A 17,077-nucleotide genomic window follows, 5' to 3' on the forward strand; every position below is an offset into this window, starting at 1 on the left:
TTTGACTGTGCAAGAGCTGCTTGAGTCTGTAAAGCTACTGTCCACCAAAGAGCGCCAGGCCCTGGCAGCCTTGCTCAAGCAACAGGGGGTGAACCTGTATGGCGTCACCCCGATCTTCAAGCGTGAGCCTGAAGCGTCGCCGCCCCTCTCCTATGCCCAGCAGCGGCAATGGTTTCTCTGGCAACTGGAGCCTGCCGCATCGATCTATAACCTACCAGCGGCCTTGCGCCTGCAAGGTCATCTGGATGTCGAGGCGTTGCAGCGCAGTTTCGATGCGCTGATTGCCCGCCACGAAACCCTGCGCACCACCTTCAGCGAAGAAGGGCAGGGCGCCGTACAGGTCATTCACCCCGAACACACTCTGGCGCTGGATATCCAGACGCTGCAATGCGCCGACGAAACCAAGGTGCGTGAGCAGGTGGAAGCCGAGGCACGCCGCCCGTTCGATCTCCAGCAGGGGCCACTGCTGCGGGGCAAGTTGCTGCGCCTGGGCCAGAACGAGCATGTGCTGGTCGTGACCATGCATCACATCGTGTCCGATGGCTGGTCGATGCCGCTGATGATCGATGAGTTGATGCAGCTGTATGCGGGTTACAGCCAAGGCCAGGAGGTGCAGTTGCCGACGCTGCCGGTCCAGTATGCCGACTATGCGATCTGGCAACGCCAGTGGATGGAAGCGGGCGAACAGGAACGGCAACTGGCGTACTGGAAGGCACAGCTTGGCGATGAGCAGCCAGTGCTCGAATTACCGACCGATCGCCCCCGTGCTGTGTCCAGTAGCCACCGAGGCGCCCGGCATGAGGTTCGGCTGCCCGAGGCCCTGGTGCATTCGCTCAGGCAGTTGGCCCAGCGTCAGGGCGCAACACTGTTCATGTTGCTGTTGGCCAGTTTCCAGACCCTGCTGCACCGCTATTCCGGGCAGTCGGACATCCGTGTCGGGGTCCCGGTTGCCAACCGCAACCGGGTGGAAACCGAACGGCTGATCGGCTTTTTCGTCAATACCCAGGTATTGCGCGCCGAGTTCGATCTGCAGATGACCTTCAGTGACCTGCTGGCGCAGGTCAAACAGCGTGCGCTGGGCGCGCAGAGCCACCAGGACCTGCCATTCGAGCAGTTGGTGGATGCCCTTCAGCCCGAACGGAGCCTGAGCCACAGCCCATTGTTCCAGGTGATGTACAACCACCAGATGCAGGCCAAGGGCAAGCAGCGCAGCGTGCCGGGGCTGCAGGTGGAGGGGTTGACCTGGGACCACGACACGGCCAAGTTCGACCTGACCCTGGACACCTTTGAATACGAGCACAGCCTCGGCGCTGCCCTGAGTTACGCGACCGACCTGTTCGATGCCGCGACCATCGAACAGATGGCACAACACTGGGTGAACCTGCTGGAGGCGATCGTGCGCCAGCCCGGGCAGCGCGTAGTCGATCTGCCGCTGGTCAGCCTGGCGCAGCAGGATCAGACCGTGCAGGCCTGGAACCCGGCCTTGACGCATTTCCCAGGCGAGCAGCCCCTTCATCAACTGATCGAGGCCCAGGTCCAAGCCGCTCCGAATGCGGTGGCGCTGGTCTGCCGCGAGCAGACCCTGAGTTACGCCGAGCTCAACCGACGGGCCAACCAGTTGGCGCACAAACTGCTGGAGCTGGGTGCCGGGCCGGATGTGCTGGTTGGCCTGGCCGTTGAGCGCAGCCTTGAGATGGTCATCGGCCTGCTGGGCATTCTCAAGGCGGGCGCTGCCTACGTGCCACTCGACCCGGAGTATCCACAGGACCGCCTCAGCTACCTGTTCGAGGACAGCGGCATACGCCTGTTGCTGACCCAGCAGCACCTGCGTGACGCGCTGCCAGTGCCGGCAGGCGTGCATACGCTTGTGCTGGACGGTGATACCGAGCTGGCCGGCTACAGCGAAGCCAACCCCGTCTGCCGGGTGAACGCGGACAACCTGGCTTATGTGATCTACACCTCGGGCTCTACCGGCAAGCCCAAAGGGACGCTGCTGCCGCATCGGAACGTGGTGCGGCTGTTTGCAGCTACCCGCCACTGGTTCCATTTCGACGCCAGTGACGTATGGACGGTGTTCCACTCCTACGCCTTCGACTTCTCGGTATGGGAGCTGTATGGCGCGTTGCTGTATGGCGGCCGAGCGGTCATCGTGCCCAAGGATGTGGCACGCTCCAGCGAAGACTTCCATGCCTTGCTGGTACGTGAGCAGGTTACCGTACTCAATCAGACGCCATCAGCCTTCAAGCCGCTTGTCCCGGTTGCCTGCGAGGCGGCGAAGGCCGGCCAGGGCCTGAACCTGCGGTACGTGGTGTTTGGCGGCGAAGCCCTGGAGGTGAGCAGCCTCAAGCCTTGGTTCGACGTGTTTGGTGACTGCACGCCGCGCATGATCAACATGTACGGCATTACCGAAACAACCGTGCACGTGACCTACCGGCCGATCACCCTCGAAGACTTGCAAAAGGGCGCCAGCAGCCCGATCGGCGAGGTGATTCCCGACCTGTCGTGGTACCTGCTCGATGCGGCATTGAACCCGATCATGCCGGGCTGCACAGGTGAAATGCTGATTGGCCAGGCGGGCCTGGCGCGGGGTTACCACGGTCGCCCCGGGTTGACCGCCGAGCGCTTCGTGCCAGACCCCTTCGATGACAACGGTGGCCGCCTTTACCGTTCGGGCGACCTGGCCCGTTACCGTACCGACGGGGTCATCGAATACATCGGGCGTATCGACCATCAGGTGAAGATTCGCGGTTTCCGTATTGAACTGGGTGAGGTCGAAGCACGCTTGCTCGAACAACCTGCGGTGCGCCAGGTAGCGGTGCTGGCGGTGGATGGCGCCAGTGGCAAGCAACTGGTGGGCTACGTGGTACCCGTCGACGCTGGCATGCTGCAGGGGGCTGAACAGCAGGCCGTGTTGCGTGACAGCCTGCGCGCCGAACTGAAGGCCAGCCTGCCTGAACACATGGTGCCCGCGCATCTGCTGTTCCTGGAGCAGCTGCCACTGACCGCTAACGGCAAGCTCGACCGCAAGGCCCTGCCGGCGCCGGACGCCAGCTTGCTGCAGGGTGAATACCTCGCGCCGCAAACCGAGCTGGAGCAGCAGATCGCGGCGATCTGGGCCGATGTATTGAAGTTGGAGAAGGTTGGCCTTGCCGATAACTTCTTCGAGTTGGGCGGCGACTCGATCATGTCGCTGCAGGTGGTCAGCCGTGCTCGTCAGCTGGACATCCAGTTCACCCCCAAGGAGCTGTTCCAGTACCAGACTGTGCAGGGGCTGGCGGCGATTGCACGACGAAACACCGGTACTGCAATCGATCAAGGGCGGGTGGAAGGCAGCATGCCGCTGACTCCGATCCAGCACTGGTTCTTCGAATCGGACATCGTCGAGCGGCATCACTGGAACCAGTCGGTGATGCTGCGCGCCAGCGAGACGCTGGATGAACACCACCTGCAAGCAGCGTTGCAATCGCTGGTCGAACACCACGATGCACTACGCCTGCAGTTCGTCCAGGAGCATGGCCGTTGGCAGGCCAGCTTCGGCGGTGCCGGGCAGGCTCTGTTGTGGCGTCGAGAGGTGGCAGATGCTGGGGCGCTGACATCGTTGGCCAACGAGGCCCAGTGCAGCCTGAACCTGGAGCACGGCCCGTTGCTGCGTGCCGTTCTGGCCGACTTGCCGGACGGCAGCCAACGCCTGTTGCTGGTCATCCATCACCTGGTTGTGGACGGCGTGTCCTGGCGGGTGCTGCTGGAAGATCTGCAGCTGGCCTACCAGGCGTTGCGCAGAGGCGAGCTGGTGCAATTGCAGGCCAAGACAACGTCATTCAAAGCCTGGGCCGAGCAGTTACGGGGCCATGCGACTAGCGCAGCGCTGCAAGCGGAGCTCGGCTATTGGCAGGCGCAACTGCACGGCGCCAGCGATGTCCTGCCGTGCGACCGCCCACAAGGCAGCAACCTGGGGCGGCATGCCACCTCGGTCAGTACCCGCCTTGACCGCGAGCTGACCCGGAAACTGCTGCAGGACGCACCGGCAGCCTACCGCACACAGGTCAACGATCTGTTGCTGACAGCACTCGCCCGGGTGATCAGCCGTTGGACGGGTAACGCCGATGTGCTCGTGCGCCTGGAGGGCCATGGGCGTGAAGACCTGTTCGAGGGGGTCGATCTGAGCCGCACCGTGGGTTGGTTCACCAGCATGTATCCGGTCAGGCTCAGCCCGCAGGCCGGACTGGCCGATTCGCTCAAAGCCATCAAGGAGCAGCTGCGCGCGGTGCCCAACAAAGGGCTTGGGTATGGTCTGCTGCGCTACCAGGGCGACGCCGAGGCGCAGGCGATCCTGGCGGCCTTGCCGCGTGGCGAGATCGTGTTCAACTACCTCGGCCAGTTTGACGCCAGCTTCGACGAGCAAGCGGGGTTGTTCGAGCCAGCCAAGGAGTACCCTGGCTCCACCTGTGACGAAGATGCGCCGCTGGGCAGCCTGTTGGCACTGAACGGGCAGGTGTATGGAGGTGAACTGAAACTGGGCTGGAGCTTCAGCCGCGAAGTGTTCGACGAGGCTACTGTCCAGCACCTGGCCGACGATTATGCGCAAGAGCTGGCGCTGCTTATCGCCCATTGCAGCCAGCCACAGCACCGTGGCGTCACGCCCTCGGACTTCCCGCTGGCCTTCCTGACGCAGGCGCAGCTGGACAACCTGCCCGTGCAGGTCGAGCAGGTCGCCGATCTCTATCCGTTGTCGCCGATGCAGCAGGGCATGCTGTTCCATACCCTGTACGAACAGCAGTCCGGTGACTACATCAACCAGATGCGCGTGGATGTCCAGGGGCTGGACGTGGAGCGCTTCCACCAGGCCTGGCAGGCGGCGGTGAATAACCACGCTATCCTGCGCAGCAGTTTTATCTGGCAGGGTGAGTTGGAGCAGGCCGTGCAGGTGGTGCACAAGGAAGTTGTGCAGGCGCTGGTCGAGCACGACTGGCGCGGCCAGTCGGCATTGGAACAGGCACTGCAAACCTTGGCCGAGGGTGACCGCCAAGCTGGTTTCGCGCTAGACCAGGCACCACTGCAACGGCTGACGCTGGTGCGCACGGCGGATGACTGCCACCATTTGATCTACACCAACCATCACATCCTGATGGATGGCTGGAGCACTTCACGCCTGCTGGGAGAGGTGCTGCAGCGTTATGCCGGGCGGCAGGTCACGGCACAGACGGCGCCATATCGCGACTATATCGCTTGGCTGCAGCGCCAGGACGCAGCGGCAGCCGAAGCGTTCTGGAAGGCTCGGTTGGCGCCGCTGGGGGAGCCGACCCGGCTGTCCCAGGCGGTGCGCCGAGGCGCTCCACCGCAGCAAGGCCAGGGTGAGCACTATCAACTGTTCGATCGCGAGATAACCCTGCGAATCGAAGGCTTCGCGCGTGCCAACCGGGTTACCGTCAATACCCTGGTGCAGTCTGCCTGGTTGCTGTTGTTGCAACGCTACACCGGGCAGCCTGCCGTATGCTTTGGTGCCACCGTGGCGGGGCGCCCTGCGGACCTGCCGGGGGTGGAGGAGCAGATCGGCCTGTTCATCAATACCTTGCCGGTCATCGGTGCGCCGCGCAGCGAGCAGACCGTGGCCGAATGGGTTGCCCAGGTGCAGGCCTGCAACCTGGCCATGCGCGAGTTCGAGCATACTCCGTTGAACGAGGTGCAGCGCTGGGCCGGCCTGGGCGGCGAGTCGCTGTTCGACAGCCTGCTGGTGTTCGAGAACTACCCGGTTTCGCAGGCTCTGCAAGAGGGTGCACCAGAGGGGCTGCGCTTCGGTCCGGTGGCCAACCTGGAGCAGACCAACTACCCCCTGACCCTGGCCGCCACCTTGGGTGAGACCCTGTCCATCCAGTACAGCCACAACCGCGCCAACTGGGACGATGTGGCTATCCAGCGCTTGGCCGAGCATTTCGGCAATCTGTTGCGGGCACTGGTCGATGATGCTACGACGGCTATTGGTGAGCTGTCGTTGCTGGGTGGGGCCGAGCGCCAACGGGTGCTGCATGACTGGAACCCTAGCGCGGCAATTACCCCGTCCGGCATGTGTGCTCACCAGTTGTTCGAGGCGCAAGCCCGTGAGCGACCCGATGCGTTGGCGCTGGTGTTCGGTGAGGAGCAATTGACCTACCGCGAGCTGGACCTGCGCACCAATCGCCTTGCGCACTTGCTGGTTGCGCACGGTGTTACTGCCAACAGCCTGGTGGGCGTTGCTGCCGAACGCGGCCTGGCACTGGCCGTGGCGTTGGTTGCCATCCACAAGGCCGGCGCGGCTTACGTGCCACTGGACCCGGACTACCCACAGGACCGCCTGGCCTACCTGATCCAGGACAGCGGCATTGGCGCGCTGCTGGGCGACGCTGAGGCCATGGCGCGCATGCCGGTGCCTGCAGGCCTGCCATGCATCGACCTGCAGCCGGGTGAGCAGTGGCTGCAAGCTTTTAGTGAGCAGTCGCTGCCCTGCGAGGTTTCGCTCGACAGCCTGGCCTATGTTATCTACACCTCAGGTTCCACCGGCATGCCGAAGGGCGTGGCCATTGCTCACCAAACGCTGTCGGTGTTTTGTGACGTCGCCAGTGTCTACTCGCAGTTGACCCCGCAAGACCGGGTACTGCAGTTCGCCACATTCAGTTTCGACGGGTTCATCGAGCAGTTCTTCCCACCGTTGTCGCGTGGTGCGTGCGTGGTGATGCGCGACCAGCAGCTGTGGGACACCGACACCTTCAGCGAGCAGGTCATTCGCCATGGCGTCACCGTGGCTGACCTGCCAGCGGCCTACTGGCGTTTGCTGGCGCTGGATCGCCGCGCTGCGCACACCTATGGCCGTTTGAAACAGATCCACGTCGGCGGTGAGGCCGTGGCCCTGGACGGGCTGCAGGCATGGCTGGAGGATGGGCCGGTGCAGGTACGCTTGCTCAATACCTACGGCCCCACTGAGGCTACTGTGGTCGCTACCACCTATGATTGCTCGCGTCTGGCACAGGTGCCCGGCGCGCAGAACGGCGTGCCGATCGGTCGTGCGCTGGCCGGGCGCGTCATGCGTGCCCTGGATGATGGCCTGTCGCCTACGCCAATCGGTGTGTCGGGTGAACTGTACATCGGTGGTGACGGCTGCCTGGCTCGTGGCTACCACCAGCGGCCGTCGCTGACCGCCGAGCGCTTCATTCCGGACCCGCTGGCTGAAACACCGGGCGCGCGCCTGTACCGTACCGGTGACCTGGGATACTTCGACGAGCAGGGTGAGCTCGCCTACCGTGGCCGGGCCGATCATCAGGTGAAGGTACGTGGCTTTCGCATCGAGCTGGGCGAGATCGAGCAACACTTGCAAGCGCATCCACAGGTCCGCCAGGCAGCGGTTATCGCCGCCGACCATGCAGGCGTCAAGCAGCTGTGCGGATATGTGGTGCCTGTTGACCAAACCGTTGAAAGTGCGGATTTGTGCGCGGCGCTGAAGCAGGCACTGAAGGCCAGCCTGCCGGACTACATGGTGCCGACCTACCTGATGCTGCTCGAGCGTATGCCCATGACCCCGAGTGGCAAGCTTGACCGCAAGCAGCTCCCGGGTATCGACCAGGCGCAGGCGCACAGTGAGCATGTGGCACCGCGTAATGCGCTTGAGCGGCAACTGGCGGATATCTGGGCTGGCGTGCTGAAAGTGGCGCAAGTCGGGATTACCGACAACTTCTTCGAGCTAGGTGGCGATTCGATCATTTCGATTCAGCTGGTCAGCCGCGCGCGCCAGGCGGGTATCCGCTTTACGCCCAAGCAACTGTTCCAGCACCAGACGGTGGAACTGCTGGCTGGCGTTGCAGAAGTTGGCGTGCAAGTTAGCGATGATCAGGTCACAGGCAGCCAACCGGTATCCTTGGCTGGCCTGACCCAGGCGCAGCTGGATCGGCTGCCGGTACCCGTGGAGCAGATTGACGATATCTACCCTCTGTCACCGATGCAGCAAGGCATGCTGTTCTATAGCGCCCAGGGTGGGGACGCGGCGCTCTACCTCAACCAGACGTCGGTAGCGGTTGACGGCCTGGATATCGAGCGTTTTGCAGAGGCCTGGAAACAGGTGGTGGCGCGGCATGACATCCTGCGCACCGGGTTCTGGTCCGACGCGCAACTGACACAACCGATGCAAATCGTTCATCGCCATGCCGAACTGTCGATCCGGGTGCTTGACTGGCGTGACCGTGAGGTCGAGGCCGCGGCTTTGCAGGCCTTGGTCGACAGCGACGCCGAGCAGGCCTTCGACATGTCGCAGGCCCCGTTGATGCGGATAACGCTGGTGCGTCTGGATGGCCAGCGCATGCAACTGATCTGGACCCGTCATCACATCCTGATGGATGGCTGGAGCAACTCGCGCCTGCTGGGTGAAGTGTTCCAGGCCTATCATGGACAGGCGCTGGACACGCTTGTACCGCGCTTTGGCGACTACATCCGCTGGCTCGAGGCACAACCTCAGGCCGAGCTCGAGGCGTTCTGGACGCGCAAGCTTGCCGCGCTGGAAAGCCCAACTCTGCTGGAACAGGCGTTGCTGCCACGGCCGGATGCCAACCTGTCAGGGCATGCAGCGCTCTACCTGCATTGGGATGCCCAGCGTACCCAGCGCCTGCGTGCTCTGGCTCAGCGCCTGCGGGTAACACCCAATACCTTGGTGCAGGCCGCCTGGTTGCTGCTGTTGCAGCGCTACAGCGGGCAACAGGCTGTCTGTTTCGGCGCTACCGTGGCCGGCCGGCCGGCGAACCTGCCGGGTGTGGACAACATGCTCGGCTTGTTCATCAATACGCTCCCCGTCGTGCAGGCGCCTGCCGCACATTGGCGCGTCAGCGACTGGCTGCGGCAACTGCAGGACTACAACCTTGAGTTGCGTGACCACGAACATGCGGCGTTGTCGAATGTTCAGCGCTGGGCCGGGCGCCCGGGGCAACCGTTGTTCGATAGCATCATCGTGTTCGAGAACTACCCGCTGGACGATCGTCTGCACGACAGCAGCGATAACGCCTTGCAGTTTGGCGCCGTGACCGAGCGAGGTGTGACCAACTATGCAATGGACCTTGCCGTACACCTGACCGATGTTCTCTCGGTGGAGTTCATGTACCTGCGTGGCAGCTTCAGTGAGGCCGCTACCGCGGTTATCCGTGGCAGCTTCGAGCGCCTGCTCGAAGGTATGCTGGACAACCCGAATGCCGCCCTGGGCAGCCTGCAAATGCTGACATCAGGGCAAGTGCAGCAGGCCAACGAGCGCAACCTGATGGTGCCAGGCACAGCGGATGTGCCGGGTTTGGCCCAGCGTATCGCCGAGCACGCTCGACTGCAGCCTGATGCCCCGGCAGTGGTCTGCGCTGGTCAGCAGTTGAGCTATGCGCAGCTTGACCAGCGTGCCAACCGCCTGGCGCACCACCTGCTTGCCCTGGGTGCCAGGCCGGAAACCACGGTTGGTATTGCCCTGGAACGCTCGGTAGAGGTGATTGTCGCCTTCCTCGCGGTGATGAAGACCGGTGCTGCCTACGTACCGCTGGACATCGATTATCCTCAGGAGCGTTTGCAGTGGATCGTCGAAGACTCGGCCATGCACTTGCTGCTGACCAACAGTGCCTTGCGCGAGCGTTTCACCGAGGTGGAGCAGTGCGTCGAGCTTGACCGCCTGGAGCTGGCAGGCCTGCCTGCCAGTGTGCCGCACGTGCCGGTGCTGGACGACAACCTGGCCTATCTGATCTACACCTCTGGCTCGACTGGCAAGCCCAAGGGGGTAGCAGTCAGCCACGGGCAGATCCGTATGCATTGCCAGGCCATTGTTCAGCTTTATGAGATGGACGAAAGCACACGTGAGCTACTGTTCATGTCGTTCGCTTTCGATGGTGCCCAGGAGCGCTGGCTGTCGACGCTGTCGTCAGGTGGCTGCCTGGTGGTCCGTGGCAATCGCTTGTGGACTGCGGAGGAAACCTGGCAAGTCCTCCATGAGCAGCGCATCGATATCGCCTGCTTCCCGCCGGCCTATCTGCAACAGTTGGCCGAGTTCGGCGAGAGCCAGCAACAGGCTGCGCCGCCTGTGCGCATTTACTGCTTTGGTGGCGATGCGGTGCCCGATGCCCTGTTCGAACTGGTCAAGCGTTCGCTACGGCCGCAATACCTGACCAACGGCTACGGGCCTACCGAGACGGTGGTCACGCCGTTGCTGTGGAAGGTATCGGCCATGCAGTCCTGCCAGGCAGTGTATGCGCCGATCGGTGATCGGGTCGGCCTGCGTACCCTGCATGTGCTCGATCAAGACCTCAATCCACTGCCTGATGGCGTGGCGGGTGAGTTGTACATCGGTGGAGAAGGGCTTGCGCGGGGCTATCACCAGCGTGCGGCGCTTACCGCCGAGCGCTTTGTCGCCGACCCGTTCGCCGACGGTGCGCGCCTTTACCGTACCGGCGACCGCGTACGCCGCCGTGCCGATGGCACCGTCGACTTCATCGGCCGACTCGACAACCAGTTGAAGATTCGCGGGTTTCGCATCGAGCCAGGCGAGATCGAAGCACGCCTGCGCAACCTGGCTGGGGTGCGCGATGCAGTGGTAGTGGCGCGTGAAGGTGCCACCGGCAAGCAACTGGTTGGATATGTGGTCAGCAGTAGTGTGGTCACCACGCCGGCACAATTGCGCGAAGCCCTGCGTGCGGAGCTGCCGGATTACATGGTGCCAGCGCAACTGGTGCTGCTTGATGCGATGCCCCTGACACCCAACGGCAAGATCGACCGCAATGCGCTGCCGGCACCTGATTTTGTAGGGCAGCGCCTGCGTCTTGCGCCGCGCAACGAGGTCGAGCAGGCCTTGGCGCAAATCTGGCAAGAGGTGCTGAGTGTTGAGGAAATCGGTATGGACGACAATTTCTTCGAGCTGGGTGGCGATTCGCTACGGGTGCTGAAAATGCTCTCCAAAGTGCGTGGGCACAGCGGCTTGCAGTTGGACCTGAAGTTGCGTGACGTAATGGCCAGACCGACCATTGGTGAGCTGTCGGGCTACTCGGCTACTGAAGCCAGCCTGGACCCGGTGCTGTTGCTCAATACCCGTATCGCCAGTGGCACGCCGCTGTTCTGCCTGCATGCAGGCTTCGGCACGGTGTTCGACTACGAGCCTCTGGCGCGTCGCCTGGAAGGTGTGTGCAGTGTCTATGGCGTGCAGTGCCGCATGCTGCTGGACCGCACGTGGCAGGACGAGTCGCTGCAGGCGATGGCTATCGACTATGCGCAGTACATCCGCCAGAAGCAGCCTGAAGGGCCGTATCGGCTGGTTGGCTGGTCGCTGGGTGGCACCTTGGCGGTGCTGGTAACCCAGGAGCTGGAGCGACAGGGGCAGGCAGTGGCATTGCTTGGCTTGGTGGACAGCTTTGTGCCAAATGCGTCACATGCTGAGGTGGTCGGGGACTGGAAGGACGATTTGCAGGGTTTCCTCAGCGTGTTGCTGGGCGTACCCAAGCAACAGCTGGCAGTGCCCGCCGTGGCCGTGGGTACTGATGTTCAGTCGCTGCAGGGCGTTATTGGGCAGATACGCGCCGCGCAGGCCGGCCAGTCACGTTATGCCGATATCGACAGTGCCGAATTGGCCCACACATTTGTGGTGGCGATGCGCTTGAAAGCCTTGTCGGCGAACCTGACCAGCCTGCCACGGACCCGGGCATTGGCAACCTGCTGGTGGGCTGGCCAGGATAGCGACCCGGCCTGGACTTTCGAAACAGAGGGGAACCATGCGGTCGAGGCGGGGCACTATGACATTCTCAGGCAGCCTGAAGTGATCGAAGGCTTGGCCATGCACTGGACGATGGAGGACGCCATGGCCGATTGAAGGACGCTGACGGGCTGACCTGATGTCATCACCCATCGCCCCGCACTGGCAGCCTGGAAGCTGCTGATGCGGGGCGATGTCGTTTGCTCACAGGGTTGACGTAGCCTTGCACCCCTCGGGGCTGCGCTTGCACGGACAGGAATGACTTGCAAGGGCGGCACGCAATGTGTGGTAGCAAGGGGAGAGGAAACAGCAGAGGGCGCAGGGAGGGCGAAGCGGGGGAAGTGTGGCCAGACCCGGTGCATGTCCCGGGTCTGGCCTGTGCGGTTTAGAAGTCGTAGCGCAGAGTCACCGTGGCGTTGCGCGGCGCACCGTAGTGGCCGTAACTGCCTGCCATGCCTGCGTAGTACTTCTTGTCGAAGAGGTTGTTGACGTTCAGCGTGGCCGCCAGGTTCTGGTTGATACGGTACCGAGCCATCAGGCTGGCGACGTAGTAGTCATCCTGGGTGACGTGGCCGTTGTAGCGCGGATACTGCAGTGTGGACTTGGAGTTCCAGTTCACGCCACCGCCCAAGGTCAGCTTGTCCCAATCGCCTGGCAGGCGGTAGGTGTTCCAGAAGCGGAATGTGTCCATCGGCAGTTGGGTGGTCTGGCGAACGCCATCTGCGTCCTCGGTACGGGAATGACTGTAGCCGGTATAGACGTTCCAGCCAGGCAGTACTTCGCCCGAGAGTTCCAGGTCCACGCCTTTGGTCTCTGCACCGTCAATCGCTTTGAAGGCATTGCCGCCGGTCGGCGCCTTTTCGGTGGTCTCCTCGGCGAAGTTGTCCCTTTGTACCAAGTAGACGGCAACGTTGGCGTTGACACGGCCATCCAGGAATTCACCCTTCCAACCCATTTCGTAGTTCTTGCCGACCTCCGGGTCAAGGGGTTTGCCGCTGGCGTCGATATTGCTCTGTGGCTTGAAGATATCGGTATAGCTGACGTACACCGATTGCTCTTCTGTCAGGTCGTAGACGAGACCGGCATACGGCGTCACTACTCCATGCTCTTTCTGGGTATCAGGCGTGATTGGTTTACCGATGATGCCCAGGCTGTAGTCGAAGCGGTAGTCGGAAGCACGCGCACCCAGAATCAGGTGCAGGTCGTCAGTGAAGTTGAACCGTCCGGCGACGTAGTAGCCGCTCTGGCGGTTGAAGATATCGAATTTGATGCTTGGCGAAAGCTCGTCTTTGCCTGGCTTGGGCGTCACGTTTTCCCAAGTGAAGTAATTGATTTTCTGGTCAGGGCCGGCGTATTCGCGGTGCTTGTTCTCATACTCCAGGTAGTTGTAGCCGAAAATGAGTTCATGAGATTGTCCAAACAACTGGAAAGGCCCTTGGAGGGAAACGTCAGCAGCTTTCTGGTATTGGTCCGCCGATGCAACGCCAGCGTTGATGGTCGTCGAGCCATCAGGTTCCAGGTACGACCTGTTGGTTCTGGTAGAAATATAGGAAGAGAACGTGTCGCGATCGACGTCCATGTACAGAGTGGAAACTTTCAGTTGCCAATCGTTGGCCAGTTGCTGCTCAAGCGTCAGTGTGTAGTTGGTGGTTTCGTAGTCATCGTAACCCCAGCGAGCATCGGAACTTTTCGAGCGGGAAAAGTTGGTGGGCTGGCCGTTGGTGAAAATCAGCGGAACGCCTGAGGCGCCATTGACCTTGTAGGTCTGTCGGTCGATACCGAAACGAACCAGGGTGGTGTCGGTAAGGTCCGCTTCCAGTACGCCGTACAGGATGCTCCGGTCCTGGGTGTACCAGTCCATGAAGGTGTGGTTGTTCTGCTGTGCGGCGACAAAGCGTCCGCGTACGTTGCCTTCTTCGGTCAGTGGGCCGGAAACGTCCGCTTCTGCGCGGTAGTAATCCCAGGAACCAGCGCCGCCCTGGATATAGGACTTGAACTCCCGCGTCGGGCGTTTGCGGATCAGGTTGACCACGGCACTGGGGTCGCCGGCACCGGTCATCAGGCCCGTTGCACCGCGGACGATCTCCACCCGGTCATACAGGGCCACATCCAGCAAGGTGCTGGGCATGTTACGGGTCTGGTTATCCTGAAACGTGGTGACGCCATCGAACTGGTAAGTGTTGATTGCGCTGCCGCGAGAATAGATGTTGAAGCGCTCGCCCCCATCCTGGGACATGGTAATGCCAGGGGTCTCTCTCAGCACGTCGGTCATGCTGCTCAGGTGCTGGTCATCCATGCGTTGGCGGGTCACCACCGTGATGGTTTGCGGCGTCTCACGGATCGACAGGTTCATCTTGGTGGCGGTGTTGGTCACACCGGTGGTGTAGGAACCCGTGCCTTCGGTAGTGGCACCAAGCCCCACGCTATTGACGTTGGTTGCCGAAAGCTCGACCTGGCCGTCCTGTGCCGCCGAACCGGCTGTCACTGTCACGGTGTTGCCATCGATCTGGTAACGCAGCCCGGTGCCTTGCAGTAATGTCTGCAGCGAAGACTGCAGGTCATGCCGGCCCTCGAGGGCCGTGGAACGTAACCCGCTGATGTCCTCCGGGCTATACAGCAACTGGGTATCGGTCTGTCTGGCCAGTGCCTGCAACGCCGAGTTCATCGACTGCGCGGGAATATCCAGGGTCCACTCCTGCGCCTGCACCTGGGCGACCATTGCAGCGGATATCGCCAGGCCCACACCGATGCGTGTGAACGCGCGTTGGGGACGAAGGGAATGACGGATCAGTAATGCTTTGGCAAGCGGGTTGAGCGAGCCGGGGAGGGACTTGGACATCTATTGCGGTCTCGTTGGCAGAGGGTTTTTTTCTATGTCAGCTATAGGACGCAGCACCTGTGAAAAACCGGAACGATTCTTATTGACGATTTTTTTAACCGATGCTGCGTTAACCGCGTCACAACTTCACAGTTCGCGTGCTACGCGAAAGCCGAGGAAGTCACCGCGGGTGGTCTTGAGGCGGTCGTTGCGGTTGGCCGAGCGGGAGAAGATCGGCGGTTCGCCCCAGTCGTTGCCACGCATGTGCGCGCGGATGCACGTGGGGTCCTGGATCCAGGCACTGCCGTCGGTGGGGGCGCCTTCGTAGCTGTCGTGGTAGCAGTCGGCGACCCATTCGTAGACGTTGCCGTGCATGTCGTACATGCCGAAGGCATTGGGCGGGTAGCTGCCCACCGGGGCGGTGAAGGTATGACCGTCCTTGGGGCCATAGGTGTTGGCGTGCTTGCTGATCTCGTACTTGCCCGGTTCGTCGAAGGGGAAGGGGAACGGGCCGCTGGAGCCGGCACGGGCGGCATATTCGCGTTCGGCTTCGCTGACCATGCGGTACGGCTTGCCGGTGGTTTTCGCCAGCCATTGGGTGTAGGCCTGCACTTCGTCGTAGTCGACGCACACCGCCGGCTGGCGGGGGCCTTGCTTGTAAGTGGGCTTGCTGGCTTCGCACCAGCGGCCGGGGCGGTCGTCGCCGCTCTTGATGACGGTGCCGGTGGCCTTGATATAGGCGTCCAGTTCGCCGGCGGTGACCTGGTAGCGGCTCATGGCAAAGGGCTTGGCGAAGGTCACGGTGTGCAGCGGGCCCTCGTCGGGCTGGCGGCCGACTTCGTCGTCGGGGGCCCCCATCACGTAGCTGCCGGCGGGCAGCACGACCATCTCGGGGCAGTCCTTGCAGTCTTTGAACACATCGCCGGGCTTGGCGGCGTGGGCGTAGGCGCTGACCAGCAGCAGGCAGGTGATCTGGGCTGGCCGGCAGAGCCAGGCGGTTACGTTCATCGGTGGTCCTCGAAACGGGTGAATGCGGGCTGCGTTTCGCATTCAGACGAATCGGGGCGGTGAAAAATTAACCAATAGAGATGCGATCCCATGGTCGCGGCTGGCTTGAAGAAACTGGAGGGTTGCCTGAACCTTCTGTGTGCGGGTTTATCGAGGCGTCGAACCGCCGCGAACAGTCCGACGCAGTGAATGGCACCGGCTGCGCCGGTGTTCGCGGGTGAACCCGCTCCCACAGGGATCGCGGCAGCTTCAAGACAATGAGCAGGCAGTTGCCCTACTGGCGCGAGGGTGAGTTTGGGGAGGTTGCCAGCTGCCTGGCACCGGGCTATAGTCCAGCCCATTGTTCTCTTCCCGAAGACCTGTTCATGCCAGCCAGCCCTTCCACCACAAGCTTTGCCATCGCGCCAGTCGCGGGCATGGTCGTGCGTGGCTGCCAGCAGCCGGCGATGATCAGTCACTATCCACCACCACCTGTCAGTGGCGTCGTAGGCGGCGTAGCTCCGCCTCCTTGCGTGGTCGTGCTGGGCTGATCGGCTTCTGGCCGCATCCCTTCGCACACGCAACCTACTGAACACGGTCGGCGACTTCCCACGCTGAAGCACACGCCGTCCGTCTGGCTTATTCGCCTTATATCAGGTGGCAATACATGTCTGTCCTTAGCAAAGCATCCGTGGCCTCGGCGGCCACGACCAGCCTGTTCGTCCTGCTGTGGAGCAGTGGGGCGATCGTCTCCAAGCTGGGCCTGGCGCATGCCAGCCCGTTCGCCTTCCTGCTGTTGCGCTCGGCGCTGGCCCTGGCCGGCCTGCTGCTGATCGGCCCGCTGCTGGGGCTGCGCTGGCCGCGCAGTCGCGGGGCCATCCTGCGGGCCCTGGGCACCGGCTGCGTGTTGCTCGGCGCCTACCAGATCTTCTACCTGCTGGCGCTCGCCACCCATGTCACTCCCGGCGTGATGGCCACGGTGATGGGGGTACAACCGATCCTGACCGTGGTACTGATGGAACGCCAGCGCTCCTGGAGCCGCCTGTTCGGCCTGGGGTTGGGGCTTGGCGGGTTGATCATGGTGGTCTACCAGGGCATCAACCTGGGCGGGGTGTCGCTGGCGGGGATGCTGTTCGCCTTGCTGGCGCTGGCCAGCATGACCTTTGGCTCGATCCTGCAGAAGCGCATCACCGACAACCCCATGGGCACGCTGCCGCTGCAGTACCTGGCCGGCTTTGCCATGTGCGCGTTGTTCGCGCCGCTGCAGCCGCTGCATGTGGAGTGGACTGGCGGTTTCGTCGGCGCGCTGCTGTGGATGGGGCTGGTGGTCTCGCTGCTGGCGACCCTGCTGCTGTACCGGCTGATCGCCAAGGGTAACCTGGTCAATGTCACCAGCCTGTTCTACCTGGTGCCGGCAGTGACCGCGGTGATGGACCTGCTGATCTTTGGCAACCGCCTGGCGCCGCTCAGCCTGCTGGGCATGGGGCTGATCGTGGTGGGCCTGCTGTTCGTGTTCCGCAAGCCCGCCGCGCGCCTGGCCGAGGCGTAGG

Annotated in this window: 4 protein-coding genes; 2 read left to right on the top strand and 2 right to left on the bottom strand. The window is 62.6% G+C overall.

Translation table 11 applies throughout. From position 1 onward, the window contains the following. Positions 1-7: 7 nt before the first annotated feature. Complete coding sequence (locus tag M2S36_RS14935) at positions 8-11,839, top strand: amino acid adenylation domain-containing protein (protein ID WP_333957376.1); 11,832 nt, start codon at positions 8-10, stop codon at positions 11,837-11,839. Positions 11,840-12,107: 268 nt separating this feature from the next. Here M2S36_RS14935 and M2S36_RS14940 read toward each other — a convergent pair whose 3' ends face one another. Both M2S36_RS14940 and pvdO read right to left on the bottom strand, forming a co-directional pair. Further along, complete coding sequence (locus M2S36_RS14940) at positions 12,108-14,561, bottom strand: TonB-dependent siderophore receptor (protein WP_333957377.1); 2,454 nt, start codon at positions 14,559-14,561, stop codon at positions 12,108-12,110. A 126-nt stretch (positions 14,562-14,687) separates the two neighbouring features. After that, entirely contained in the window at positions 14,688-15,548 is an 861-nt protein-coding gene (gene pvdO, locus M2S36_RS14945; RefSeq protein ID WP_207830854.1) for a dihydropyoverdine dehydrogenase, read from the bottom strand. Between the two features lie 646 nt (positions 15,549-16,194). On the opposite strand from pvdO, the gene M2S36_RS14950 reads away from it, so the two are divergent. After that, positions 16,195-17,076 (top strand): DMT family transporter, encoded by an 882-nt coding sequence (locus M2S36_RS14950; RefSeq protein WP_207830857.1) that lies wholly within the window; start codon positions 16,195-16,197, stop codon positions 17,074-17,076. The last annotated feature ends 1 nt before the right edge of the window (position 17,077 follow it).

The organism is Pseudomonas sp. SF2, assembly GCF_036858055.1.
In the GTDB taxonomy this organism is placed as follows: domain Bacteria; phylum Pseudomonadota; class Gammaproteobacteria; order Pseudomonadales; family Pseudomonadaceae; genus Aquipseudomonas.